We start from the raw sequence: 26,180 nt of genomic DNA on the forward strand, positions 1-26,180 counted from the left end.
GGGCATGTCCGGGGCCGCAGATCAGGCGTTCAGGACGCTGCGGGGGGTGCGGCTCAGGGCGCCGCCTTCACCGCGTTCCAGACCTCGAGATACTTGTCGAGCCGCACCGGCTGCTGCCACATCACCAGGCTTTTCACGAAGTCGATGTTGTCGACCTTGCGCTCTTCCTTCATCGCCGCGTCCATGCAGCTCGACACGGCGCCCGGGTTCACCGGGAAATAGCCGGTCGATTTGGCGATGCCACACTGGCCTTCGGGCGACTGCATGTAGGACATGAACTTCACCGCGCATTCCTGGTTCGGCGTGCCTTTGACGAGCATCATCGAATCCATCCAGCCCTCGGCCTTTTCCTTGGGCGAGAACTCGGCCACGGTGAAGCCCTTGCCGAGCGCGTTCACGTCCTTGCTGGTGAGCCCGGTCCAGGCGTTCGAGACCCAGACCTCGTTGTTCGCCATCAGATCCGTCAGCTCGCCCGCGCTCGACCAGTATTTGCGGATCAGCGGTTTTTGCTCGATCAGCTTCGCCTTGACCGCCTCCAGCTCTGCATCACTCAGATCGAAGACATTGGGGAAGCCGAGATAGCGCGCCGTCCAGTAGATCGCCGATTTGTCGTCCCAAAGCGAGATCTTGCCCTTGTAGGCCGGGTCGAACAGCACGCCGATCGAATCCGGCGTGCCGGTGACCTTGTCGGGGCGGTAGATCACCGAGACCGAACCCCAGATCAGCGGCACGGCCCAGGTTTCGCCGTCCACCACGATCTCGGAATGTTTCGAGAATTCGGGATAGACACCGTCGGCTCCCGTCACGGCCGCGGTGTCGATCGGATCGACGAAGCCCGCGAGCCGCATCATCCCCACCGTGTCGAGCGAGGGGGTAATCACGTCATAGACCCCGCCGCCCGCCGCCAGTTTGGCCGCGAAATCGTCGTTCGAGCCGACATAGGTGGCGCTGACGGTGCAGCCCGAGGCCTCCTCGAAGGGTTTGATGAAGGACGGGTCGGCATAGCCTTCCCAGGTGAGGATGTTCAATTCGCCCGCCGCTGCCGCAAGCGGCAGGGTGGCAAGGGCGAATGCGGTCAGGGCCCGCGCAGTCCGTCTCCGAGTCATGGGGTTTCACTCCTTGTTGGTTGCGTGTCGCGTGACCTGTTCATCTTGCGGATCAGGGTCGCGACATCGATGCCGAGCGCCTTTGCGGCGCTTCGCTTGCTTCCGTGGTCGGCCACGGAATTTTCGATGGTCCGGATTTCAAACTCCCGGACCAGATCCTTGAGCGGCAGCCCCGCCAGATCGGGCGCCAGCGCCGCCGCCGCGGCGGCGGTCTCCTGCGCCGGGGGCAGATGCGCAGGCTCGGCCGTGGTCTCGGCCAGAAGCGCGGCGCGACGCAACAGCGCGATCACTTCGCGGATGTTGCCGGGCAGCGTCCGGGCCGCCAGCGCCTTGACGAACCGCGCCGAAAGCGTCAGCGGCCGCGGCCGGGCGCGGTTGATCTCGGCGAGCCAAGCCTCCAGCAACGGCGGCAGAAACGCGGGCTCGTCGCAAAGCGGCGGCAGGGTCAGGGTCATGCCGCAAAGCCGGAAATAGAGCGCCTCGGGCAGCGTACCCGCGGTGCAAAGCGGCCAGAGCGGGCGGGTTGCGGTCGAGACGATCCGGGTGCCGCCGCTCTCGATCACCGCATCCAGCGCCGCAAGCAACCGCCCGGCGAGCGCGGGGTTGAGCAGATCGACCGCCTCGAGAACGAGCGTGCCGCCCGCCGCCGCCTCGATCCGGCCGATGCGCCCGGGATCGGCGCTGCCCGTGCCGAAAAGCTCGGCCTCGAAAGTCGCGGCATCAAGCGCGGCACAGGGGATCGTCACCACCGGCGCCCCCTGCCCGGCCAAGAGCCGGGTCAAGAGCGTCGTCTTGCCGGTGCCGCTCGCCCCCAACAGATGCACCGCCAGCCCCTGCGCCAGCGCGCCCTCAAGCTGCTGCGCCAGCGCGTGGCGCACCGGGCTGGTGACAAAGGGCGCCTGCGGGGTCAGATCGCGGGCGAGCCGGAACTGCCCGCGCGCGGGGCTTGCCACCGGATGCGCGCCAAGCTCGCGCAGCGTCAGAAGCGCCGCATAGGGGTCGTCGTCCTGCCGCAGGATCGAGAGTTGCGCACTGACCGCCCGCCCCGAAGGCAGCGTGCCCGTGACCTCTGTCCGTCGCAGCCGGATCAGCCCCTCGGAAAGATCGGCCGCCAACCGCCCAGTGCCGCGCAGATGCCGCGCCAGATCGGCGCCCAGCAGATCGGCCCGGGTGGCGCGCAAAAGCCGCTCCATCGGCGCATTCACCAGCCGGATCCGGCCGTCGAGTTCAACCAAGGCAGCTCCGTCCGTCAAACCGTTGAGGAAGCTCGGAAAACCCGGATCATCCATGAAGCCCGGACGACGACGCCCCAAACCCGCCTGCGGCTCGCTGCGATAGAACCTCATGCCAGATCCCCCGCAGAAAGCCGCCGACGCGCGGTCTTGCGACGGCCGCGCAGCACGTAACGCGGCGGCCCCTCCGGCATCAGCGTGACGCGGAAAAGCCAGGCCGCCCGCGGTTGATCGGGCTCGCGCAGCGCCAGTTCGGTTTCCTCTTCGCTATCCTCAAGCGCCACACTGCACAGCCGCTCGAAGGCGTGCCGCGTCGCGGCGAGGCTGTCGAAAGGCTCGCCCAGCAGCACCAACCCCCCCAGTGCGCGGTCGGCGGCGGCATTCGTCGCCAGAATGGTCCCGGTTTCGGACAGAACAAAAATCGGATCGGGCACAGCGCCCAGAATGTCGCGCATCACCTCGGCCTCGGCACTGATCGCGCGCTCGCGCTCGCGGCTCGGGCCGATGTCGCGCGTGGTGCCCCAGAGCCGGATCAGCTGATCGTCGCGGATCAGGGCGCGGAAATCGTTTTCCACCAGCATCGGCGTGCCGTCGTGCCGCTGGTCGATCGCCTGCGCGCCATCCAGCCGATAGCCCGTGCGCACCAGATCGCGGATCATCGCGCGGTTGACCGGGGTTTCGGGAAAGTAGCGGCTCACCGGCTGGGTGTTGAAATCCTGATCCGCGGGCACGGCATAAAGCGCGGCCATCGCATCGTTGCAGGCCCGCCAGCGCGAGCGGTTGCGAAACACCTGATCGACGATTTCCTCTTCGGAGCAGCGCAGATCGACCGGGTCGAGAAAATCGATGCACCAGCAGGCGTCGCGGGCGGCATCGATCATCTGCGACAAGATCTCAAGGCGGTCGAGCTGATCGGCAAAGGCCACGGGCATCGCCTCGCTCAGACGCATCACGAAGAGCCAAAGCCCGCCTCCGGCCCGGGGGGCACATTGCAGCACGGCGGGGTGATCCTCGCCCAGAACCCGGACGGGAAAGGCCTGCGGCTCCCAATCGGCCCCCGCGAAGATCGCCTCCAGACGCTCGGCGCCGGGTTCGGGGAACAGATCGGTCAGCCGTCCCCCGGCTGCCATGCCACGCTCTGCCAGCCAGAGCGCGGCTGGCGTATTGGCGGCCTGCGCGGTGCCGGGCGCGGAAAGCTCCAGCACCGGCATGGGCAGATCGGCAAAGGCGGAAGCAAGCTGGGTCATGAGGCCGTCGGTCAGGGTTTATTTACCCTGAGGATGCGACGTCCCGCCGCACCGGCAATCGAAAATGCGGGACATGTGCGGATTTCGGCAATTACGCTGCGTTATTGCGCATCACTTGCTGCGATATTGCAAATTCACGCAGAAAAAAGACGGGATAAGGCCCGAAATTCCATCATGCGGGGGAAGCGCGGCCGGATTGCACCCCTGCGGCGGCGCAGAAACAGCAGGCAGCGACCAAGCTGCAACGCGGCGTGCGCCCGGGGGATTCGTGTTGCAGGCCCAAGCCCAGCCCGGCGCATTCAGCGGCCGGTCAGCCGGTTCGCAAGCGTCGCCAAGCGCGCGGTCTGCGGGCTGGGGCTTTCGGCCTCCTGCCGGTCGGCAAGGCCATAAAGCCGATACATCCCGTGCACCCCCAGCCAGCGCAGCGGTTCGGGCTCCCATCTGCGCGGGCGGCGGTTGACCCAGGGCAGCACGGTGCGCTCGGTCGCGCGGTCAAGCACCAGATCGGCCAGCGTCCGTCCGGCCAGATTAGAGGTCGAGACCCCCAGCCCGACATAGCCTCCCGCCCAGCCGATCCCGGTCGCGGGATCCAGCCCGACCGTGGCGCACCAATCCCGCGGCACGCCAAGCACCCCGCACCAGGCATGATCGAGCCGCAGTCCCCGCACCTGTGGCAGCATGCGATACAGGATCTCGGTCAGTTTTATGATCGTCTCGGGCTGGGTCTGGCCGTCCTGATCGATGCGCGAGCCGAAGCGATAGGGCACGCCGCGCCCGCCCATCGCGATGCGGCCTTCACGGGTGCGCTGCGCATAGCAATAGGCATGCGAGGCATCGCCGAAAAGCTCGGCGCCCGCCCAGCCGATTTCGTCCCAGAGCGCGGCGGGCAAGGGCTCGGTCACCACGATGGCGCTGTTGAGCGGGATCCATTCGCGTTCCTGCCCGGCGATGCCATGGGTGAAGCCCTCGGTCGCGCGCAGGATCCGCGGTGCCCGCACCGTGCCACGCGCGGTCGTCACCCGGCCTGGGGCAAGGCCGGTCACACAAGTGTCTTCATAGATCCGCACCCCCAGCCGCTCCACCGCCACCGCCAGACCGCGCACCAGTTTCGCAGGCTGCACCCGAGCGACGCCATGCGTCACCAGCGCCCCGAGCGCCCCCGGCACCCGGACCCGTTCCGCGGCAGCCCCGGCGTCCAGCAGATCCACCCGGTCGGGCCCGATCTCCCAGGCGCGTTCCTCGGCCAGAGTATCGCGCAGCCGCTGCATCTGCGCCGGATTGCGGGCATAGAGCAGGCAATCGGTTTCGTGCTGATCGGCCTCGATCCCTTCGGCCGCGCAGATGCGCAAAATCTCGGACACGGTGCCGCGCAGATGCCGTTCAAAGGCGATCACACCGGCGCGGCCGCCCTTCGCCAGATATCGCTTGCGGCTCCAGCCGAATTCGCCCGAACACCAGCCGCCGTTGCGGCCAGAGGCGCCAAAGCCCGCAAAGTTCTTCTCGATCACCGCAATCGAAAGCGCGGGTGCCAGCTGCTTGAGGTAATAGGCGCTCCAGAGCCCGGTGAAGCCCGCCCCGATGATGCAGACATCGACCGAGAGATCGCCGGGCAAGGGCGCGCGACGCGGCGGCAGCCCGCCGATGTCGGAAAACCAGAACGAGACCTGTCCATTCGTCGTCACATCCATCGCTTTCCCCTTGGCCGCGTTCCAGCGCATCCCCGCGAGTGTTCCGCCGAAAGCGCCGCGATGCAAGGTGGTTCGCCGGAACGCAGCCGATCAAGGCGCGACGCAAGGCCCGATCAGGCGCCGGGCGGCGCGCCAGCTGGCAAAAGCCATCACGCCTGCGGTGGCCAGGCAGAGCGGCAGTCCGCCCAGCTGATAACTCACCCCCGACAACAGCGTGCCGATCAACCGCCCCGCCGCATTGGCCATGTAATAAAAGCCGACATCGCGGGTGATCCGCCCGGCGGATCCGAAGGCGAGGATCAGGTAGGAATGGACCGAGGAATTCACCGCGAAAAGAAAGCCGAAGACCAGAAGCCCTGCAACCAGCAGGATCGTGAGCCAGAGGGTTTCCGTGCCCGCCCCCCAGGCCGCCAGCGCCAGAACGAAGGGCACCGGCACCAGAAGCCCCGCCCAGAGCACCGCCTTGCGCACCGTCTCCGCCTCCCCCAGCCCCTTGCGCCCCAGCAGCCGCGGCGCGACCCCCTGCACCACGCCATAGGCGATGATCCAGAGCGCCATGAAGCCACCGACAAGAAAGAAGGCCTCGCGCCGCCCCTCGGCAGAGCCATCCGACAGCACCGCCTGAAAATAGACCGGGATTCCGACGACGAACCACACATCGCGCGCCCCAAACAGGAACAGGCGTGCCAGCGACAGCCGGTTGATGCGGCTGTCCGTCGAGCGCCAGCCGGACAGGCTTTCTTCCGGCTTCATCCGCCCGGGCAGACCCGCGGGCAAAAACAGCACGACCGCGATCAGGATCCCCGCCAGCGCAACCGCCATGCCCCAGACGGCCGCCTTGAACCCCGCAAGGCCAAGCAGCGCCGCCCCCAGAAAGAAGCCGAGCCCCTTCACCGCATTCTTCGAGCCGGTCAGCACCGCCACCCAGCGGAAAAGCCCCCCGTCCTCGGCGGGAGCAAGCAGCTTCACCGCGGATTTCGAGGACATCTTGGCCAGATCCTTGGCCACGCCCGACAGGCCTTGCACCACCATGACGAAAGCGACAGAGGCAGCGACGGACCAGGCCGGATCAAGCTGCGCCAGCGCAAGCAGCGCCCCGATTTGCAGCGCCAGCCCGCCAATGAGCGTCGCCGCCAGCCCGAACCGTGCCGCAAGCCAGCCCGCCGCCAGATTGGTCCCGATGCCCGCAACCTCGTAGATCAGGAACAGCCACGCCAGCTGCACGGGCGAAAACCCCAAGGCGTTGAAGTGCAGCAGCACGAGCATCCGCAGCGCGCCATCCGTCAGCATGAAGGCCCAGTAGGCCGCCGTCACCGCCGCATAGGCGCGCAAGGGATCGGGCGACGGCCGCGGGCGATCCTGTGCCCTATCCCCCGGAGCCGTCGCGGCCTCTTCGGCGCCGCCGATCGGCGCCCTGGGGGCGACGCAGGTTCCAATCCGGCCAGAACCATGGGGCGCGATACGGGGCATGGGGCAATCTTTCCTTCGGGATCGGCGCCAATTCATTTCATCATTCCGGAATATCGGAAATATCTGCGCGCTCCAGTGAAGATTTGATGACAGCGCCATGACAGGCCAGCCAAGATGATCAGGATCACAGCGGCGATCCCCGCTTCTGCCCCCCGGTCCCGGTGACGCGGGGTTCTGCTTGACTTGCCCCGGACCTTGACCCGCCATTTCGGAAGAACGCGCAAGGGCACGGGTCGGAGATGCCGCGCGGGGGAGGAAATCATGGGACAGGATGCGGATGTCATCATCATCGGGGCGGGGCTGGCCGGGCTTGTCGCCGCGACCGAAGCGGTCGAGGCCGGCGCGCGGGTGATCGTGCTGGATCAGGAAAGCCCCGCCAATCTGGGCGCGCAGGCGTTCTGGAGTCTGGGCGGGCTCTTCATGGTCGACACGCCCGAGCAGCGCCGCCTCGGGGTCAGGGACAGCGTCGATCTGGCCTGGGCGGATTGGCAGGGCGCCGCGGGCTTCGACCGGGAGGAAGACCACTGGCCGCGGCAGTGGGCGCGCGCCTATGTCGAGTTCGCCGCGGGCGAAAAGCGGGCCTGGCTGCGTGCGATGGGGCATCGGATCTTTCCGGTCGTGGGCTGGGCCGAGCGCGGCGGCATCGATGCCGGGCATCACGGCAATTCGGTGCCACGCTTTCACCTCACCTGGGGGACCGGCCCGGGCGTGGTGGAGATCTTCGCCAAGCGCGCCCGCGCCCAGGAAGCGACGGGCCGTCTGCGCCTTGCCTTTCGCCATCGCGTGGACGGGCTGATCATCGAGGGCGGCGCCTGTGTCGGCGTGACTGGCGCGCGGCTGGCCGACGACCCGGCGCCGCGCGGCCAAAGCACCAACCGCACCGAAATCGGCGCCTTCGCGCTGCGTGCCGCGGCGGTGATCGTTTGCTCTGGCGGGATCGGCGGCAATCTGGATCTGGTGCGGCGCAACTGGCCCGCGCGGCTGGGCCCGGCCCCCGCGCAGATGGTCCGGGGCGTGCCCGCCCATGTGGACGGCCGGATGATCGGCATTTCCGAAGCCGCCGGGGCCAACACGATCAACACCGACCGGATGTGGCATTACACCGAGGGCCTGCGCAACTGGAACCCGATCTGGCCCGGACACGGCATCCGCATCCTGCCGGGGCCGTCCTCGATGTGGTTCGACGCCCGCGGCCAGCGCCTGCCTGCGCCGAATTACCCCGGTTACGACAGTCTCGGCACGCTGCGCCACATCCTGTCGACGGGCCATGACTACAGCTGGTTCATCCTGACCCAGAGCATCATCAAGAAGGAATTCGCGCTTTCGGGATCGGAGCAGAACCCCGACCTGACCGGGCGGAACTGGCGGCTGATCGCCCAGCGCGCCTTTGGCCGCAAGGCCACCGCCCCGGTCGAGGCCTTCAAGGAGAAAGGCGCCGATTTCGCCGTGGCGAACAGCCTGCCCGAGCTGGTGGCAAAGATGAATGCGATCGCGGGCAACGATCTGCTGCAGCTCGCCCCGATCGAGGCGCAGATCAAGGACCGCGACCGGCAGCTGCAGAACGGTTTCACCAAGGATCAGCAGGTGATGGGCATTCACAATTTCCGCCGTTATCTGGGCGACCGGCTGATCCGCACCGCGAAACCGCATGCGATCCTTGACCCGGCGCAGGGGCCGCTGATCGCGGTCAAGCTCAACATCCTGACCCGCAAGACCCTTGGCGGGCTCGAAACCGATCTCGGCGGGCGTTGTTTCCGGCACGCCGAGGGTCCGGGGCAAGAGGTCATGCCCGGGCTTTATGCAGCAGGCGAGGTGGCGGGCTTTGGCGGCGGCGGGCTGCATGGCTATCGCGCGCTTGAAGGCACCTTCCTTGGCGGCTGCCTGTTCTCGGGCCTGGCGGCGGGGCGCTGTGCGGCGCGCGACGTCCTGTAGCGCGGGGCAGAACCGGGGCAGCCCTGCCCATTGCGGGCGCCGGTCTTCCGGCGCAAAATGGCCCGGCACAACCCGAAGGCCCCCCTGTGAGCAACGCCCTCGTTCCGGAATTTGCCGTCTCCGACTGGCGGAAATCGAAGTCCTTCTATTGCGACCTGCTGGGGTTCGACTGCCTTTATGAGCGGGCCGAGGAAGGGTTCTGTTACCTCCGGCTGGGTGGGGCAGAACTGATGATCGACCAGATCGGGCTTGGCCGCAGCTTCGATGCGGGGCATCTGCCCAACACCTATCCCTTTGGCAGGGGGGTGAATTTGCAGATCCGCGTGGCTGCGGTCGCGCCCCTGCTTGCGGCGCTTGCCGGGGCCGGGCATTCGCTCTTCCTGCCGGTCGAGGACAAGTGGTATCGCGTCGGCACCGAAGAGAGCGGGCAAAGGCAATTCATCGTCGCCGACCCGGACGGCTATCTGCTGCGGTTCTGTCAGGAACTTGGATCGCGGCCCGTGCAGGGCTGAGAGGCGGCAGACGCCGATCCGGCCCCCTGCCAAACTGCCAGACCGGGCTCCTCCCCGCGCCTTGAATCAGGCGGCGCGCTCTGCCATGACCTGCGCGCCCGCCGCGGCCTTCAGCTGGAATTGCCCCAGCAAGTGTTCCAGCGTCAGCGCCTGATCATTCAGCGTCATGCAGGCGGCCGCGGTTTCCTCGAACCCCGCCGCATTGTGCTGCTGGGTGCGGTCAAGCTGGTGGATCGCCGTGTTGATTTCGGCGATGCCCGAGGCCTGTTCCTCTGCCGAGGCGGCAATTTCCGAGATATGGCCCGAAATCGTCGCGATCGCCGCGATGATCGCTTGCAGCGCCTCGCCCGCCCGCGCCACCAGATCGGCCCCGACATCAACCTGCCGACCGGAATCCGCGATCAGGCCATTGATCTCACGCGCAGCATCCGAGGCGCGTTGCGCCAATGCGCGCACCTCCGAGGCAACGACGGCAAAACCGCGCCCCGCCTCGCCCGCGCGCGCGGCCTCGACCCCTGCGCCGCCGTCTGAACCGAGGCGGTGATCTCGTTCAGCGCCGCCGCAGTTTCCTCCAGCGTCGCCGCAGTGGTTTCCGTCTGCCGCGACAGATCCGTCGTCGCCCCGGTGATCTCCCGCACGCCGCTGACGATGCCCTGCGTCGTGGCATCAATCGAAGCGATCAGGTCGGACAACCGCGCCACCGTTTCGTTGAAATCCAATCGCAACTGCTCGTAATCGCCCGCAAAACGCGTGCCGATCTCGACATCGAGCTGGCCCGCGGCAAGCCCGCGCAAACCGGCCGCCAGATGATCGACCACCGCCGCCTGCTCTGCCGAGCGCGCCGCCCGTTCGGCCTCGGCGCGTCGGCGGGCCTCTTCCTCGGCCAGCGCCGCCTGACGCTCGCGTTCCAGATCGGCAAGCCGCCGCGCCGCGCGTTCCTCGCGCAAGCGGGCGTCTTCGGCTTCACGCCGCACCCGTTCCTGCTCCGCCTCGGCGCGCAGACGCGCCTGTGCGGCTTCCAGTCGGCGCTTGTCGATCAGACCAAGACGCAGAGTTTCCACCGAGCGCGCCATCGCCCCCATCTCGTCGCGCCGTTCTGCGCCCGAAACGGCAGTGTCATAATGACCCGCAGCCAGACCATCGACGCCGTCAAGCATGCGCGCCAGCGGTCGGCGCACGACCAAAGTCGAGACGGTAAAGACCGCCGCCAGCGCCAAAGCAAGGATCAGCCCACCCTTCACGATCGAGATCAGCGTTTCATGCCGCACCGGCGCGACGAAGACCGCCTCGGGCAGATCGAGAACCGTGGCCCAGTTCTCCTCCATGCCCGCGGTCCTGAACGGATAGACCAGCCGCCGCGCACCATCGGCCAGGCCGGTGATGAGCCGGGGCTTGCCGTCCTTCAGCGCAGCCCGCAGATCCTCGGCGCCGGTCTCGTCATAGGTCTGGGTGAGGCGCTTCGGATCGGGGTTCACGATCCATTTGCCGCCGCCATCGACCAGCATCATGTGGCTGCCCTCGAAGGTCTCCATCGCCGACAGGGTCGCGGTCATTTCCGCCAGCGTGATATCGACCCCGGCAATGCCGACAATCTTGCCGTCAAGCCGGATCGGCACCGCCACCGAGGTCACCAGATAGCCTTCCGTCGTCAGATAAGGTTCTGTGGTGACCGGCTTGCCCTGCGTGACGGGCACGGAATACCAGGTCTGATCGGGCATGATCGGGCATGATCGGGAAGGTCTGAAACAGCAGACCGCCGCCGTCCTGCTTGGTCCAGTAAGGAGTGAAGACGCCCGCCTCGTTGCGCCCGTCGGTGCCGGTGATCAGCGCATCGGTCGAGCCGTCGGGCAACCCCGCCATCCACGAGGAAAACAGCGATTTGTATTGGTTCGGAACCGCTTCGAGCATGGTCACGATGTCCGATGTTCGGGCGGAACCGGTCTTGAGATAGCCCGAAAGCATGCCGCTGAGGCCCGAGGCGGCCGCGCGGGCCTCGACGATCTGCTCCGAGACTTCCGAGGCGGCGGCGCGGGCCTTGTCCGTCGCCGTGCCCATGACATCCGCATTGACCTTTTGCGCCGTGCGCCAACCGTCATAGGCGGTCGCACAGAGCAGGATAAGGGAGATCATCACCCCGGCGGCCAGCCCCATTTTACCGGAAACGGTTGCGAACGGACTTTTCATCGTCAGGACTCCTTTGCGGCAGGACGTCGAATTACGGGGAAACACCCTCCCGAACCTCTTACGCACCTGCGGGCCCCTGCCCGATGGCGCCTATCCGGCGACGGCGCGAACCTGTTCTTCGCGCAAGAAGCGATTCATCGCAGTGCCGATGTCCTCCGACAGCCGCATGATCGACTCGAGCCGCGATTTGATGTCGTCGTGGAAGACATCGAGCTGATCGATGGTCGAGGACAGCCCGCCGCTGGCATCACGCATGCGGCCACATTCCACCCGTCCAAGCACCCGGATCGTGTCGAGGCCCAGCATCATGCGGCGAATTTCGGCGCTGGAGCGGAACAGTTCCTCGGCATTGGCGACCGCCTGTCCCATCGCCTTGCCTGCATCGGAATGGGTGCTTTGCTCAAGGCGGCGCAACAGCAGCCGTTCTTCGGCCCAGTCGATCCCGGGCACCGGTTCGGCCTCGGCGAAAACGGCGTTCATTTCGGACAGAACGCGGTTCGACCCGATCAGGAACAGCGCCCGCGCCGCCTGCCGCGAAACCCGGTCACAGAGATTGTCGCGTCCAGCCACAAAGCTGCGCAGCCGTTCAGAGATCACCAGCGACGAGGCGCGATAGTTTTCCGAAATCGCCGACACCGGCCCGCCCGAAGGCTCCATCCGCGAGGCAACGATCCGCATGTTGTTCGGGATCGACTGCAACGCCTCGAAACTGCGCAGAAGTTTCTTCTGTTCCTCGGTGACGCGCTCAAGCGCCCGGTTCATTTCGATCAACCGCTCGGTGCGCGGATCGACCGGGCGACCAAGCTTGGCATCGCGCGCGGCGAGTTCCAGACCCAGCGCGAAGGCCATGAAACTCGTGTAGCTGGAAAATCCCTCGGCCTGCGCCATGGCCCGCATGCGGGCGGCGCTTTCCTCCGGATCGATCCGTTGCGCCTTCTCCTGGGCGGCCATCGCACCGCAGCGGCTGCGCATCTTTTCGAACAGCGGGGCCGAAGGTTTGATCCGCACCGACAAGAACCCATCGGCAATGGGCAGCATGACCGCGAAGACCCAGTAATAATTGCCGTCGCGGGCGCGGTTCTTCACATAGGCGCCCATCGGATGGCCGTTGCCCAAGGCGTCCCAGATGATCCGGAACAGGCCGCGGGGCGTGTCGGGGTGGCGCACGATCTTGTGCGGTGCCCCAAGAATCTCGGACCAGGAAAAGCCCGAGACCCGCCGAAACACTTCGTTACCAGCAAGGATCACCCCGCGCTTGTCGGTTCGCGAATAGAACAATTCGTCGAAACCGAAGGGAGCTTCCCCCTCCAGCGCTTGCGAAAAGTCGGGCAGTTGAGTCATTCAGGCCTCTCGATCAGATGATCCATTGGTACACGGCAAGACTTACGGACAAATTCATAAGGAACTCTGATTTAGTACGAATCCAGAAATCCACAGCCGGTTTCCAGCCGCTCCGGCTTGCAACGACGTGTTTTTTTCGTGGCAAGGACGGCGCATCGGGCCAAGCGGTGCCGCGGGCCATCGCAGATGATCGACATCCCTGCCCCGGCCATGATATCCTTATCCCTGCGCATGTTCGGAGTTCGCAGGCCTTGAGCATCTTCGCAACAGGATGGACCCGGTTGGGGCGGTCCCGGGGCCGCCTTTTGGGCTTGCTGCGGCCTGTGATGATGGCGCTGGTGCTGATCCTTGCGCTGGTGCAACCCGCCCATGTCGGACAGGCGTGCAGCGCGGATCAGATCCGTCTGCAAACGGCGGCACCGATGCAGGCTGCGGAGGATTGTCACCACGGGCAAACGGGGCGGCTGCAAACCGGCCCCTCCTGCTTTGCCCATGCGGCCTGTCTTTTCGTTCCGGTCATCCGCGCCGAAGCGATCCGGCCTCCGGTGAAGATCGTCACGGCCGAGCCCCTGATCGAGCAGGGCCTGCCCGCAGGGCGAACGCCACAGCCCGACCGGCGCCCCCCGAAAACCGTCTGATCCGGGCGGTCGATCCGGCTTGTGCCGAAGATCGGCCCTGCGCAGCAGCGCCCGCGTCCCAAGGGCCGTCGGGTGCAGACAGCATAACCGTCCAGGGTGCTTCCCCGCTTGCGGGCAGATAAGGCCTTGGCGCGACAGGATCACAGTCATGACGACGAAAACACACGTCACCACGCGACGGGGCTTCATTGCCACTGCCGGGTTCGGTGGCACCGCCCTTTACGGGCTTTGGGCCTTTTACGGGGTCGTCCCCGGCCCGAAAGACCTTTTCGCCCCCGCGGACGCCCCGCAAAACCCGCCCGGCCATGGCGATCACGCCGGGCAAGAGCACGCCGGGCACGGCGGCGCTGCCATGGGTGAAGGCCCCGCACAACCCGATATCGCCGCCTTCGAAGCCGAGGTGGAGGACTTCATCACCCGCTTCGCGCAGCCCGATGGCAGCGTCTACCCAAAGGGTGATACGGCGCAAACCACAGCGGTTCATGGCGGTCACGACATGGCGCATATGGATCACGACATGTCGGGCATGTCGATGATGCCGGGCATGTCCATGGCGGGGATGGAGATGGCCCCGCCCCCCGAGGCCGCGCCCATGCCCCGGACCGAGTCTGCCATCGTCGTGCCGCTGCTGGCAGCGCGCTGGTATTACGCGCCCGACCACCTGCGGCTTGAGGCCGGGCAGCGCTATCGCTTCCGCATGATGGCGACCGATGTGGCGCATGGCGCCTCGATCCAGTTCGGCACCGGTGCCAAAATGATCCGGCTGCGGCCGGGGCAGCTTCTGGAACAGGAGATGGTGTTCGACGCGCCGGGCGAACTGCTCGTCACCTGCAGTTTCTATTGCGGGGCGGGGCATGACGGAATGAAGGCGCGGATTTCCGTCATGGAAGGAGCGCGGACATGACCGGATCGCTCTCGCATCGTCTCTCGACCCTCTCGCCCGGGGCACGCGGCTTGCTGCTGACCATGGCCGCGGCGGCGCTGCTGGCGCTGCTTGCGGGCATTGCGGGCGGCGCACTGACGGCGCTGATCCGCGGCGGCCTTGTGCATCTGCCCTCGGACGACGCCTATCGCGTGCTGACCTTCCATGGCATCAGTGCCTTCTTCTACTGGCTCTATCTGGTGCAGGCGGTGCTGCTTCTGGCTTTCGCGGCCGCCGAGCACGGCCGCGGTCTGGACTGGAGCCCGCTTGGCTGGGCGGGCTTCGCCCTGCTTCTGGCCGGGTTCGCGCTGTCGGCCATCGCCGCGACGGGCACCCCGTTTCTTTACGACGGCAACCCCGACCTTGCCCGCGATGCCCCCGAAGAGATGGTCCCCTTTGCCGCCGGATATCTGCTGCTCGGGCTGGCGCTGCTGGTCTTGCCGCTTCCGGCGCTGCGCAGCCTGACCCGGCCCGGAGTGGCACTGTCGGCCACCGGCTTTGCGCTCTTTGTCTGGGCGGGCTTCCTGATGGTCAGCGGTTTTGCCGCGATCTATGCCTTCTTGCCGGAATTCCTCTGGGCGCTGGGGCGCGCGGACTTTCCCGCCGGGCAGAGCACGAACTGGCATATCCTGTTTCACAACATGCACTATCTGCCGCTGATGGGCACTGTCATCGTCTGGTATGTGCTGATGCAGGAACTGACCGGCGTCACCTCGATCTTCGGCGCGCGGTTTTCGAAACTGGTCTTTGCGATGTATCTGGTCTTCGTGCCGCCGACCTCGCTCTACCACATGTTTCTGGAACCCGACCTGCCGCAACCGGTCCGCATCCTTGGCTCGATGCTGTCGCTTTTCGTCAGCGTGCCGACCCTGACCGCCTTCCTGATCATCGTCGCCTCGCTTGAGGTTCACGCCCGCGCAAAAGGTGGACGCGGGCTCTTTGGCTGGATCCGGATGCTGCCCTGGCAAAATCCGGCAATGGCGGCGGCGGGGTTTGCCGTGCTGAACATGGGCCTTGGGCTCGTCTTCGCCTTCGTACTGATCCAGGCCGATCTGGCGCCGCTTTTGTCGGACAGCTTCTTCGTGCCGGGCTATTTCCACTTCTTCACCCTCGGCACGGTGACGCTGAGCTTTCTGGCCGCGCTCGCCGTGCTGCTGCCGGCTCTGACCGGGCGGGCACTCGCCGCGCCCGGGCTCGCCCGGCGGATGCCCGGGCTGGCCAGCCTTGGCCTTGCGGTCTTCGGGGCATGCGGGATCGCGGCGGGCTATCTCGGCGTGCCGCGGCGCGTGCTGGACACAAGCTATGGCGGCGAGGCTCCGACGCTCTGGGCGCCGCTGATGCTGGGCGTGGCCACGGGCGGCACGGTGATGGCTGCCGCCGTCGCCGGGCTGGCGCTGTGCCTTGCGGCCTGCCTGCTGCCCCGGCAGGCAAGACCGGTGCTTGCCCCGCTCGACTGGTCCGGACCTGTCCGGCCGGGCGCTGCGGCGCTCGTCGGGCCGCTCAGCGTGCTGATGATCGTTCTGGCCATGGCTGGCTTCACCGCGCTCGGCTTCGAACTGATGCGCGCCCTTCCGCTTGAAACCACAGGAGGCGGCCATGCCCACTGACCCGAAAGCCCCTGCGATGCGCTTCGACATCGGACTTTTGCTTGCCGTCGTGGTGACCTGGGCTGCGCTGGCCGTGGCTTATGCGCTGGCTCCCTGGGGCGACATGATCGGCTATGCCTGGGTCTGGGGCTTCGGCGCGCTGCTGTTCCTGTGCCTGACCCTCGTTCTGGCACGCACGACACGCCGCTCCGTCAAGCACGGCTGAGAAGCGCCCCGATCCCTCTTGCGAATGGGCCTGCCGCGGCGCGATCCGCGGCAGGCCACGGATCGTCCGGGCATTTCCGCAGATCGGGCGGCGCCGCCACAAAACCCGACCCGTTCTTTCCCTTGTGGCAGCGGGCGCTCTGGGCGTATCACGGTCGGGATGCGGCTGCCCGGTTTTGGGCCAGACGCACGCCGTGGGACGTTTCCGAAAGACAGGATCACAGATGCTGAAGAACACGACACTCGCCGCAGCGCTTTTCGCGGGCAGCCTGACCGGCGCCTTCGCCGATCCGGTGAAGATCGGCCTGCAACCCTGGCTGGGCTATGGCCCGCTCTGGGTCGCGCAGGAAAAGGGGTTCTTCGCCGCACATGGCGTCGATGTCGAGCTGTCGAGCTTCAACTGGGATCAGGACATGACCGCGGCGCTGGCCTCGGGCAATCTGGATGTGGTGGCCGCCGCGACCAACACCGCGATTGCGAGCTTCAACCATGGCGTTGATCAGAAAGCCTTTCTGGTGATGGATGTGTCCACCACCGCCGACGCGATCCTGGCGGGTGAAGGCATCGCCGATGTCGCCGGGCTGAAGGGCAAGAAGGTCGCCTTTGAAAGCGGCGCGACCTCGGATCTGCTGATGAATTATGCGCTCAAGGTCAACGGCATGAGCCTTGCCGATATCGAGCATGTGCCGATGGGCGCCTCGGAAGCCGGGCTGGCGCTGCTGTCCGGTCAGGTCGAGGCCGCAGTGACCTATGAGCCCTATATCTCGGCCGCGCTCGGCAAGGATGCGTCTTACAAGGTGATCTATGACGCCGCCGAAAAGCCCGGCCTGATCTCCGACGTGCTGACGGCGCGGGGCGACTGGATCGCCGCCCATCCCGAGCAGGTCGAGGGGATGATCAAGGCCTGGGACGATGCCATCGTCTTCATCCGCGAACACCCCGAGGAAGGCGGCGCGATGATCGCCAAGGCCGTGGGCAGCCCGATGGAGGAATTCACCCCCGCCTTCAAGGGCGTGAAGCTTTACGACGCGGCCGAGAATGCGGCGCTTGTCACCGGCGATTTCCCGGCGACGCTGCGCGAGATTGCCGAAATCATGAAAACCTCGAACCCCGACGAGATCACCAAGATCCCGGCGATCGAGGATGTGATGGCGACCGCTCCCGTGCTGAAAGTCGCGGGCAAGTAACCTCTCAGGGCCTGCCGCGCGCAGGCCCGCAATTCCGACGGACAGATGCAGACCCCCAAGACACCCGCCGCAGGACCGGGCCGCTATCTGCGGCTGCGCAAGGACATTCCCCATTGGCTCTTCACCTCGGCAGGCGTGGTTTTCCCCGCCCTTCTGCTTTTGCTGTGGTGGCTGGTGACCGAATTCGGGCTGGTGAAGCCGCTCTTCCTGCCCGGCCCCGGCGATGTGCTGGCCGAAGGCGTGCGGCAGGCGCGCGAGGGCATTCTGTGGGCCGATGCCTCGGTCAGCTTTTATCGCATCTGCGCGGGCTGGCTGGCGGCAACGGTGCTGGCAGTGCCGGTCGGCATCCTGATGGGCAACTTCCGGCTGATCGAGGGGGCGCTGGAGCCCTTCGTCTCGACGATCCGCTACATGCCGGTGGTGGCGCTCATTCCGCTGTCGATCCTCTGGGCGGGGATCGGCGACGGGCAAAAGATCCTGATCCTGTTTCTGGGCACCTTCTTTCAGCAAGTGCTGATGGTGATGGACAACGTCAAGACCATCGACATGAACCTGATCCGGGCCGGGCAGACCCTGGGCTTTTCGAACCGCGAGATCCTGATGCGGATCATCCTGCCCGCCGCCGCGCCGGGCATCTGGGACACGCTGCGCATCACTATCGGCTGGACCTGGACCTATCTGGTCGTCGCCGAACTGGTCGCGGCGAACGAAGGGCTGGGTCGGCGGATCATGGATGCGCAGCGCTACCTTGCGACCGAGACGATCCTGTTTGGCACGCTTTTCATCGGCTTTCTGGGGTTCCTGACCGACGTGATCTTCAAACGCACCGGGCGGGTTCTGTTCGCTTGGCATCAGCAGAGGACGAGATGAGCGCACTTCTGACCCTTGAAGGCGTGGGCAAGACCTTCACCGTTGACAGAAAGCCGGTGGTGGCGGTCGAGGAGGTCAGCCTCTCGATCGCCGCGAATGAATTCGTCTCGATCGTCGGCAGCTCCGGTTGCGGGAAATCGACACTTCTGAACATTGTCGGCGGGCTTGAGGAAGCCAGCCGCGGCGTGGTGCGCATTGGCGGGCAGCCGGTCACCGGACCGGGGCGCGACCGCGGCTTCGTGTTTCAGGGCTACAGCCTGTTCGAATGGCAGACGGTGGCGGGCAACATCCGCTTCGCGCTGGAAAAAAGCCGCCTCACCCGCGCCGAAAAGGACGAACGCGTGGCGCATTTCATCGATGCGGTGGGGCTGCGCGGGTTTGAAAACGCCTATCCGGGGCAGCTTTCGGGGGGCATGCGGCAGCGCGTGGCGATTGCGCGCGCACTGGTTTACCGGCCGCAGATCCTTCTGATGGACGAGCCCTTCGGCGCGCTGGACGCGCAGACCCGCGGGATGATGCAGGAGCTGCTGTTGCGGGTCTGGGAAGATCACAAGGTCACGGTGCTCTTCGTCACCCATGACGTCGACGAGGCGGTCTATCTGGCCGATCGCGTCGTGGTTCTGGCCAGCCGCCCCGGCCGGATCAAGCGCGAAATCCGGGTGCCCCTCGCCCGTCCACGTGATTATGACATTGTGGCGGATCCGGACTTCGCCGCGATCAAGCGCGAGATCCTCGCCGATATCCGCGAGGAAACGCTGAAGACCATGCCCCCGCTGCCTGAGGCGATGCCCCCGCGCTGACGGGTGCCTGTCTCGCGATCGGGCCGCGGGGCGCGCGCACAAGCCGTCGCGCGGCCTTGCGGGTTTGCGGGGCATCCCCCGGTCTGACGCCGCCGTGAAGACGGAGCAGACCGGACATTGCATCCTGCAAGATGCGGAAATCATCATTCTTATCATATTGTTAAGCGCCCCTCTTGACGTGCGCAAAAGACCATCTGCCCACCGTTTCGAACACGCGTCACGCGCAGCAAGTTGACCTGATGTCAAAATCTGTTGGCTGGACGTGATGGGGGCGCCCGGAGGAATTTCGACGGCAGCGCTTTTCCGCCTCCGGCATCCGACGCAGGCCCCGATCTTGCCCCGTGACAAGGTGATCAGACATGTCCTCCTCTGCAACCTCAGCCAGCCAGACCGATGATCTGGATTTGCCTGCACCACCGGCGGACAGCGCGGAGGCCCCTCATCCGCTCTGGGGCCGCATCGCCCGGTTTCAGGGCGTGCTGGCCGCGCTCGGCATGCTGGCCATCTTTGCGCTGGTGGTCTGGGCCATTCTGGGCCTGACCGCCGAAGTGCGCTACGACGATGTGGTGGCGCAGCTGCAGACCCTGAGCCCCGGATCGGTCGGGCTTGCCCTGCTCTTCACCGCAGTAAGCTTTGTGGCGCTTGCGGTCTATGACGCGAATGCGCTCGACTATATCGGCAAGCGCCTGCCTTTGCCGGTGGTGGGGCTGACCTCGTTCCTCGCCTATGCGATCGGCAATACGATCGGCTTCGGCGCGCTCAGCGGCGGGGCGATCCGGTTCCGCGCCTATTCGAAACTCGGCCTCTCCCCCGGCGAGGTGGCGCAGGTCATCGCCTTCGTCACACTGGCTTTCGGCATGGGGCTGCTGTTGATGGCGGGCATCGCCACGCTGATCGTGGCGCCGCAGATCGCCCATGTCATCGGCTGGGATCCGCTCTGGCTGCGGGCTCTGGCGGTTGCCGCGCTGGCGGGGCTTGCCGTGTTGCAACTGTTCGGCGGGCGGGCGAAAGGCCTGCGGCTCTTCGGCATCACGCTGCACCTGCCCGATACACGGACGTCCTCGCGGCAGCTGCTGGTTTCGGCGCTCGACATGGCGGCCTCGGCCTCGGTGCTGTACGTGCTGATGCCGGGACTGCATGTGTCCTGGCCGAGCTTCTTCGCGATCTATTGCGTGGCCGTGGGCGTGGGGCTGATCAGCCATGTGCCCGCGGGTCTTGGCGTTTTCGAAACGGTGATGATCGCGGGCCTGCGGCAGAGCGCGGGCGTGGACAGCCTTCTTGGCGCACTGATCGTTTACCGGGTGATCTATCATGCGCTGCCGCTGACGATGGCGCTCGTGCTGCTTGTCGTGACCGAGGTGCGGCGCTTCCAGAAGACCACGCTGGCGATGGAGCTGGGGCAATCCATGTCCCGACTTGCCCCGTCGATCCTCTCGGCTTTCGCGCTGATCGTGGCGGTGATGCTGGTGTTCTCGGGCGCGACCCCGATCAGCGAGGGCGCGCTTGATTACCTCTCCGCCCGCCTGCCGCTGCCGATCATCGAGGCGGCGCATTTCCTGTCCAGCCTGCTCGGCCTTGTCCTTTTCGTGGCGGCGCGCGGCCTTGGCCAGCGGCTTGACGGGGCCTGGCTGGTGGCCGTGGTGGCCTCGGCTCTGGCGCTTGTGCTGTCGGTGCCGAAATCGCTGGCGCTTGCCCAGGCGACCTTGCTGGCGCTCTTCCTCGTCGCGCTCTTGATGAACCGGCGTGCCTTCACCCGCCATGCCTCGCTGATGCGGCAGGTTCTGGGGCTGAACTGGCTTGCGGCGATGACGGTGCTGATCGGTTCTGCGGTGGCGATCATGGTCTTTGTCTATCGCGACACCGAATACAGCCATGCCCTGTGGTGGCAGTTCGAAGTCGAACAGGATGTTCCGCGCAGCCTGCGCGCCCTGCTGGGCCTGATGATCGTGGCGCTGGTCGTTGCGGTGAAAAGCCTCCTGCGCCCGGTGAGCTATCGCCCCACCGCGCCGACCGCAGAAGACATTGCCCGGGCGGTGACGATCGTGGCCGGGCAGGATGTGGCCGATGCCAATCTGGTGCGCATGGGCGACAAGCATCTGATGTTCTCGGCCAGCGGCAAATCCTTTGTCATGTATGGCGTGCAGGGACGGTCCTGGATCGCGCTTCTTGATCCGGTGGGTGAGGCGCAGGAATTCCCCGAACTGGTCTGGCGCTTCATCGAGACGGCCGCCGCCTCGGGCGGGCGGGCGGTGTTCTATCAGATTTCGCCCGCACTTCTGCCCTCTTGCGCCGATGCGGGACTGCGCGCCTTCAAGATGGGCGAGCTGGCCCTGATCGACCTGCCGAATTTCACCCTGTCAGGGCGGCGCAACGCGGGCCATCGGGCCGCCGTCAACCGCGGCCAGCGCGAGGGGCTCGATTTCGCGCTGATCCCGGTAGAGGACGTGCCCGCGGTGATCGCGGATCTGCAACGGATTTCGGACGGTTGGCTGGCCGAACATGCGGCGCGCGAAAAGCGGTTCTCGCTCGGGGCGTTCGACCCCGCCTATGTGGCATCGCAGCCCGTCGCGGTGTTGCGCAAAGCGGGCGAGATCATCGCCTTTGCCACGGTGGCAGTGACCGACACCCATGCCGAAGCCACGGTCGATCTGATGCGCTTTGCCCCCGATGCGCCGGGCGGCACGATGGACTATCTGTTCCTGTGCCTGATGGAACATCTGCGCGACGCGGGCTTTCGGGAATTCAACCTCGGCATGGCGCCGCTGGCCGGGCTCAAGCGGCACGAAATGGCTCCGGTCTGGGATCATGTCGGCGCCACACTCTTCGAACATGGCGAGCGGTTTTACAACTTCCGCGGGCTGCGCGCCTTCAAGGCCAAGTTTCATCCCAGATGGGAGCCGCGCTATCTGGCTGTGACCGGCACGGCGGGCGCGGCCATGGCGCTGATGGATGCGGCGCTGCTGATCGGCGGCGGAATGCGTGGGGTGATCGGAAAATGATGAAGACCTTTGTGACGATGGTTTCCCTTTGGGCCCTTGCGCTGGCCCAGCCCGTCTGGGCCGAGACCGCGCCAGCCCCGGCCCCCGCGCCCGGACCGGCACAAACGACGGCGGCGCCGGGCATGGCGCAGACCGCCGCCTCCCCCTCGGCCACGGCGCCTGCCAAGGTGGAACCGGCCGATCCGCTGGTCGCCCTGCCCGGCGATCCCGAGGGACCACGCTTCGATCTGGGCATGATCCCGCCCGATCACATCCTGCGCCCGGAGGGGGCGCCAAAGGCGATGGTGGTTCTGATTTCGGACAATACCGGATGGCAGGACACCGACGAGCAGGTGGCGCAAACCCTGCGCGAAGACGGGGCTGCGGTGATCGGCATCGATCTGCAAAGCTATCGCAAGACGCTTGATGCCGATGACGGCGAATGCATCTACATGGTCTCGGACATCGAAAGTCTGGCCCATCAGCTGCAGCGCGCGGGCGGCGGGCAGGTTTATGCGACACCGATCGTGGCGGGGGTTGGTGCGGGGGGGACGCTCGCGCTTGACATGATCGCGCAAAGCCCGCTGGTCACGATCGATTCCGGTCTTGCTGTCGATCCGGGCGCGGGTCTTGTGCTGAAGAACGAGCTTTGCACCGATGCGCCGCGGCAGACAGAGCGCGCAAACACGGTCTACGGTCTCGCCCCCGGCGATCTGCCCGCGGCGGTGGAGGCGATTTTCACGCCCGCCGCCCTGCCCGATGGACGCGCCCATGTCGCGGATCTGCAGCGCCTGCATCCCGATGTGGTCGCGCGCGACGTGACCGATGCCGCCCATGACGCCTTGCTCTCGGCGATCCGCGACCGGATCGCGATGCAGACCGGGGCGGACAGCCCGCTTGGGCTGCCGCTGACGATTTATGACGCCAAGCCCAAGCAGGACACGATGGTGGTCTTCTATTCCGGCGACGGCGGCTGGCGTGACATCGACCTGCAGGTCGGCGCCGCGCTGCAAGCGCGCGGCGTTCCCGTCGTCGGTGTGGATTCGCTGCGTTATTTCTGGTCCAACCGCAGCGCGCAGGAAACCGCCGAGGATCTGGTGCGCATCATCGAGGCCTACCGCAGCAAATGGCATGTGCATCATGTCGTGCTGGCTGGCTTTTCCTTCGGGGCGGATATTCTGCCGGCGACCTACAACCTTCTGCCCAAGGCAGAACGCGCCAAGGTGGCGCAGATCACCCTGATGTCGCTTTCGCATCAGGTCGATTATCAGGTCTCGGTCGATGGCTGGCTGGGGATCGAACAGGCCGGGGCGGCGGGCGATCCGCTCGATGACATCGCCCGGATGGATCGTCCGAGTCTCGTGCAATGCTTCTACGGCACCGATGACGAGGATGACGCCTGCCATGCCAGCAAGACACCGGGGGTGCAGCTGATCCCCGTCGATGGCGGGCACCATTTTGACGGCAATTACGAGGCGCTTGCCGCGCAAATCCTGTCCGATCTGGCGACCCGTCTGGCGGGACGAAAACCCTGAGCCCGCGCTCTGGCAGGGCCCGACCCGCGTGGCGCTAGGCCGCGCGGGCCAGCAGGGCGACCAAATGAGCCGTCGACAGGTCGACAGGGTTCGCCTTCATCGAAGAGCTGGATTTCGCCGCCTCGGCAAGCGCTTCAAAGCTGTCGGGCGTCAGGCCGAAGCGGCCCAGCCGCGGCAGGCCCCAGGTCTCGATGCGCGCTTCGAGGGTGTCAAAGGCCTCGGCCTCCGGACCCCCCAGCGCCGCCGCGATCCAGCCCGCCACCGCGTCGAAACGGGCGGTATCGCGCCCAAGCCGCCGCAGTTCCTGCCGGTTCGCCTGCAAGACGCCCGGCAGCAGTTGGCCGCAGATCGTGCCATGCGGCGCGGCCGAGGCCCCGCCCACAACGCCCGCCAGCCCGTGCACCGCGCCAAGACCGGCATTGGCCAGCGCCATGCCGCCGAAGAGGCTCGTCTGCGCCAGCGCATCACGGGCGCGCGGGTCTTCGCCGTCCATCAGCGTGACCAGCGCGCTCAGGCCCGAAAAGATCGCCTCGCGGCACAGCGCGTCGGTCAACGGATTGGCCCGCGCGCACAGATAGGGTTCGATCACCTGCGTCACCGCATCAAGCCCCGAGGCCAGCGTGACCGGACGCGGACAATCGTCGGTCAGGGCGGGATCGACGATCGCAAGCGCGGCCATCATCCGGTCGTCGCGCAGGCTCACCTTGCGCTGATGCTCGGGGATCGCGATGACGGCGTTCTTGGTGGCTTCGGCGCCGGTGCCCGCGGTGGTGGGAAGCGCGATGTAAGGCAGGGGCGCGGCCTCCAGAGGGGCGCCCGAGCCGACGATCTCGAAATGGCGCAGGATGTCGCCGCGGGCGGGCAGCAGCGCGGCGAGCGCCTTGCCCAGATCCAGCGCGGAGCCGCCACCCAGCCCCACTACGGCCTCGGCGTGAAATCCCGCCAGTTCCGCGCGCGCCGACAAAAGCTGCGGCAGGCTGGGCTCGCCTTCGGGGTGGATCACCTGCACCTCGGCCCCTTCGGCCGCAAGCGCAGCAATCAGCGCATGGCGCCAACCCACCGAGCGGCTGGCGACCAGAACGATCCTTGTGCCCAGCGCACGGATGGCGCGCGGCGCATCGGCACGCACGCCACGGCCGAACAGGATGCGGGTCGGGCACAGGAAACTGAAGGGCGTCATGGCGGGGTCAGGCAAGGGCAATGGTGGCGGCGACCGCCTTTTTCCAGCGCGCATGGCGGCCTTCGCGGTCCTCTTGCACCATCTGCGGGGTGAAGGTGCGTTCAAGCGCCCAGCTGCGGGCAAAGCGGGCGGGCTCGGGACAGATCCCGGCGCGATAGCCCGCAAGCCATGCAACGCCCAGCGCGGTGGTCTCCAGCACCTGCGGGCGATCGACCGGCGCGCCAATGATATCGGCCAGAAACTGCATCGCCCAATCCGAAGCGGTCATGCCGCCATCCACCCGCAAGGTGGCCTGCGCGGCCTCGCAGGCCCAATCCATGCGCATGGCATCAAGCAGATCGCGGGTCTGGTGGCCGACGCTTTCAAGGGCTGCGCGGGCGATCTCGGCCGGGCCGGTGGCGCGGGTCAGGCCAAACATCGCACCGCGACATTCGGCGTTCCAGTAAGGCGCCCCAAGCCCGGTGAAGGCGGGCACGAGGATCACCTGCTGGGCACTGTCGGCGCTGTCGGCCAGCGGCTGGGTTTCCTTCGCCTCGCGGATGATCTTGAGCCCGTCGCGCAGCCATTGCACCACCGCGCCCGCAATGAAGATCGAGCCTTCAAGCGCATAGGTGGGCTTGCCGTCAAGCTGATAGGCGATGGTGGTCAGCATCCGGTTGCGCGAGCGCACCATCTGCGCGCCGGTGTTCAGAAGCGCGAAGCAGCCGGTGCCATAGGTGGCCTTCATCATCCCGGGCTCGAAACAGGCCTGCCCCACGGTCGCCGCCTGCTGATCGCCCGCGACACCCAGGATCGGGATTTCGTGACCGAAAAGATCCGCCCGCGTCATGCCGAAATCGGCGGCGCAATCGCGCACCTCGGGCAGCATGGTCATCGGAATGCCGAAGCGCGCGCAGATCGTGCGCGACCAGCCCCCCTTGGCGATGTCGTAAAGCATGGTCCGCGCCGCATTGGTGGCGTCGGTGGCATGGACGCGCCCGCCGGTCAGCTTCCAGATCAGCCAGCTGTCCACGGTGCCAAACAGCAGATCGCCCGCCTCGGCCCTCGCCCGCGCACCCTCGACATTTTCAAGGATCCAGCGCAGCTTGGTGCCGGAAAAATAGGGGTCCGCCAGCAGGCCGGTCTTGGTGGTGATCACCTCCTCGAACCCTTCCGCGCGCAGTTCGGCGCAGAAATCGGCGGTGCGGCGATCTTGCCAGACGATCGCATTGCAGACCGGCTGGCCGGAATGGCGGTCCCAGACGAGCGTGGTTTCGCGCTGGTTGGTGATCCCGATCGCCACCACCTCATGCGCGTCGATCCCCGCACGCTCAAGCGCCGCGCGCGAGGTGGCGGCAACGGTCGACCACAGATCGGAAGGATCATGTTCGACCCAGCCAGAGCGCGGGAAAAGCTGCGGAAATTCCTCCTGCGCGACGGCGACAGGTCGCAGATCGGCATCGAACAGGATCGCCCGCGACGAGGTGGTGCCCTGATCGATGGCAAGAATATGGGTCATCGGTGTCTCCCGGCCGTGTCTCTGTGCGGCGATGGCCCGGTTTGCGGGC

General features: G+C 66.6%; 21 protein-coding genes and 1 pseudogene. 11 read left to right on the plus strand and 11 right to left on the minus strand.

Translation table 11 applies throughout. The features are described 5' to 3' along the window. Window positions 1-53: 53 nt before the first annotated feature. The 5 genes from ACTTAI_RS12815 to arsJ all read right to left on the minus strand — a co-directional run bounded on the left by ACTTAI_RS12815 (window position 54) and on the right by arsJ (window position 6,563). Window positions 54-1,106, minus strand: coding sequence for an ABC transporter substrate-binding protein (locus tag ACTTAI_RS12815; protein WP_444451936.1), 1,053 nt, complete (start codon window positions 1,104-1,106; stop codon window positions 54-56). Next, window positions 1,103-2,452: a sigma 54-interacting transcriptional regulator gene (locus ACTTAI_RS12820; RefSeq protein ID WP_444451937.1), complete on the minus strand. Its 1,350-nt coding sequence runs from the start codon at window positions 2,450-2,452 to the stop codon at window positions 1,103-1,105. The genes ACTTAI_RS12815 and ACTTAI_RS12820 overlap by 4 nt, the downstream gene beginning before the upstream one ends. Then, the gene (locus ACTTAI_RS12825; protein WP_444451938.1) at window positions 2,449-3,585 is read right to left on the minus strand and encodes a hypothetical protein; all 1,137 of its coding nucleotides are present in this window, start codon (window positions 3,583-3,585) and stop codon (window positions 2,449-2,451) included. The genes ACTTAI_RS12820 and ACTTAI_RS12825 overlap by 4 nt, the downstream gene beginning before the upstream one ends. Before the next feature lie 299 nt (window positions 3,586-3,884). Continuing rightward, complete coding sequence (locus ACTTAI_RS12830) at window positions 3,885-5,273, minus strand: NAD(P)/FAD-dependent oxidoreductase (protein WP_444451939.1); 1,389 nt, start codon at window positions 5,271-5,273, stop codon at window positions 3,885-3,887. Between the two features lie 90 nt (window positions 5,274-5,363). After that, on the minus strand, window positions 5,364-6,563 hold the full coding sequence (arsJ, locus tag ACTTAI_RS12835; protein ID WP_444455761.1) for an organoarsenical effux MFS transporter ArsJ: 1,200 nt from the start codon (window positions 6,561-6,563) through the stop codon (window positions 5,364-5,366). Window positions 6,564-7,004: 441 nt separating this feature from the next. On the opposite strand from arsJ, the gene ACTTAI_RS12840 reads away from it, so the two are divergent. Both ACTTAI_RS12840 and ACTTAI_RS12845 read left to right on the plus strand, forming a co-directional pair. Continuing rightward, window positions 7,005-8,675, plus strand: coding sequence for an FAD-binding dehydrogenase (locus tag ACTTAI_RS12840; protein ID WP_444451940.1), 1,671 nt, complete (start codon window positions 7,005-7,007; stop codon window positions 8,673-8,675). 86 nt (window positions 8,676-8,761) lie between these two features. After that, window positions 8,762-9,187, plus strand: a complete 426-nt coding sequence (locus ACTTAI_RS12845) for a bleomycin resistance protein (protein WP_444451941.1) — start codon at window positions 8,762-8,764, stop codon at window positions 9,185-9,187. Between the two features lie 66 nt (window positions 9,188-9,253). On the opposite strand, the pseudogene ACTTAI_RS12850 reads toward ACTTAI_RS12845, so the two are convergent. The 4 genes and pseudogenes from ACTTAI_RS12850 to ACTTAI_RS12865 form a co-directional block, all read right to left on the minus strand. Continuing rightward, window positions 9,254-9,646: pseudogene (locus ACTTAI_RS12850) on the minus strand (methyl-accepting chemotaxis protein); the annotation flags it as partial. Next, entirely contained in the window at window positions 9,589-10,905 is a 1,317-nt protein-coding gene (locus ACTTAI_RS12855; protein WP_444451942.1) for a PDC sensor domain-containing protein, read from the minus strand. The gene ACTTAI_RS12855 and the pseudogene ACTTAI_RS12850, both read right to left, overlap by 58 nt. Then, on the minus strand, window positions 10,787-11,371 hold the full coding sequence (locus tag ACTTAI_RS12860) for a hypothetical protein (protein WP_444451943.1): 585 nt from the start codon (window positions 11,369-11,371) through the stop codon (window positions 10,787-10,789). Before ACTTAI_RS12860 ends, ACTTAI_RS12855 begins: the two co-directional genes overlap by 119 nt. Before the next feature lie 90 nt (window positions 11,372-11,461). Next, window positions 11,462-12,712 (minus strand): PAS domain-containing protein, encoded by a 1,251-nt coding sequence (locus ACTTAI_RS12865; protein WP_444451944.1) that lies wholly within the window; start codon window positions 12,710-12,712, stop codon window positions 11,462-11,464. A gap of 326 nt (window positions 12,713-13,038) precedes the next feature. Here ACTTAI_RS12865 and ACTTAI_RS12870 point away from each other — a divergent pair, with 326 nt between their 5' ends. From ACTTAI_RS12870 to ACTTAI_RS12910, 9 genes are all read left to right on the plus strand, one after another. Continuing rightward, window positions 13,039-13,350 carry a hypothetical protein gene (locus ACTTAI_RS12870; RefSeq protein WP_444451945.1) on the plus strand — a complete coding sequence of 104 codons (312 nt, stop codon included), beginning with the start codon at window positions 13,039-13,041 and terminating at the stop codon, window positions 13,348-13,350. 148 nt (window positions 13,351-13,498) lie between these two features. Beyond that, complete coding sequence (locus ACTTAI_RS12875) at window positions 13,499-14,254, plus strand: hypothetical protein (protein WP_444451946.1); 756 nt, start codon at window positions 13,499-13,501, stop codon at window positions 14,252-14,254. Next, a complete protein-coding gene (locus ACTTAI_RS12880; RefSeq protein WP_444451947.1) occupies window positions 14,251-15,879 on the plus strand; it encodes a cbb3-type cytochrome c oxidase subunit I in 1,629 nt (542 codons plus the stop codon). The genes ACTTAI_RS12875 and ACTTAI_RS12880 overlap by 4 nt, the downstream gene beginning before the upstream one ends. Next, window positions 15,869-16,084, plus strand: coding sequence for a hypothetical protein (locus tag ACTTAI_RS12885; protein WP_444451948.1), 216 nt, complete (start codon window positions 15,869-15,871; stop codon window positions 16,082-16,084). Before ACTTAI_RS12880 ends, ACTTAI_RS12885 begins: the two co-directional genes overlap by 11 nt. Before the next feature lie 223 nt (window positions 16,085-16,307). Continuing rightward, entirely contained in the window at window positions 16,308-17,270 is a 963-nt protein-coding gene (locus ACTTAI_RS12890) for an ABC transporter substrate-binding protein (protein ID WP_444451949.1), read from the plus strand. A gap of 45 nt (window positions 17,271-17,315) precedes the next feature. Then, window positions 17,316-18,140, plus strand: coding sequence for an ABC transporter permease (locus tag ACTTAI_RS12895; RefSeq protein WP_444451950.1), 825 nt, complete (start codon window positions 17,316-17,318; stop codon window positions 18,138-18,140). Continuing rightward, window positions 18,137-18,940, plus strand: coding sequence for an ABC transporter ATP-binding protein (locus ACTTAI_RS12900; protein ID WP_444451951.1), 804 nt, complete (start codon window positions 18,137-18,139; stop codon window positions 18,938-18,940). Before ACTTAI_RS12895 ends, ACTTAI_RS12900 begins: the two co-directional genes overlap by 4 nt. 359 nt (window positions 18,941-19,299) lie before the next feature. Continuing rightward, window positions 19,300-21,939 (plus strand): bifunctional lysylphosphatidylglycerol flippase/synthetase MprF, encoded by a 2,640-nt coding sequence (mprF, locus tag ACTTAI_RS12905; RefSeq protein WP_444451952.1) that lies wholly within the window; start codon window positions 19,300-19,302, stop codon window positions 21,937-21,939. Continuing rightward, complete coding sequence (locus ACTTAI_RS12910; RefSeq protein WP_444451953.1) at window positions 21,936-23,453, plus strand: AcvB/VirJ family lysyl-phosphatidylglycerol hydrolase; 1,518 nt, start codon at window positions 21,936-21,938, stop codon at window positions 23,451-23,453. The genes mprF and ACTTAI_RS12910 overlap by 4 nt, the downstream gene beginning before the upstream one ends. Before the next feature lie 34 nt (window positions 23,454-23,487). Here ACTTAI_RS12910 and ACTTAI_RS12915 read toward each other — a convergent pair whose 3' ends face one another. Together ACTTAI_RS12915 and glpK are read right to left on the minus strand one after the other, a co-directional pair. Further along, complete coding sequence (locus ACTTAI_RS12915) at window positions 23,488-24,633, minus strand: iron-containing alcohol dehydrogenase (protein WP_444451954.1); 1,146 nt, start codon at window positions 24,631-24,633, stop codon at window positions 23,488-23,490. A 7-nt stretch (window positions 24,634-24,640) separates the two neighbouring features. Then, window positions 24,641-26,131, minus strand: a complete 1,491-nt coding sequence (gene glpK / locus ACTTAI_RS12920) for a glycerol kinase GlpK (RefSeq protein ID WP_444451955.1) — start codon at window positions 26,129-26,131, stop codon at window positions 24,641-24,643. Window positions 26,132-26,180 lie beyond the last annotated feature (49 nt).

The organism is Rhodobacter capsulatus (assembly GCF_052363175.1).
Taxonomy (GTDB): Bacteria; Pseudomonadota; Alphaproteobacteria; order Rhodobacterales; family Rhodobacteraceae; genus Rhodobacter; species Rhodobacter capsulatus_D.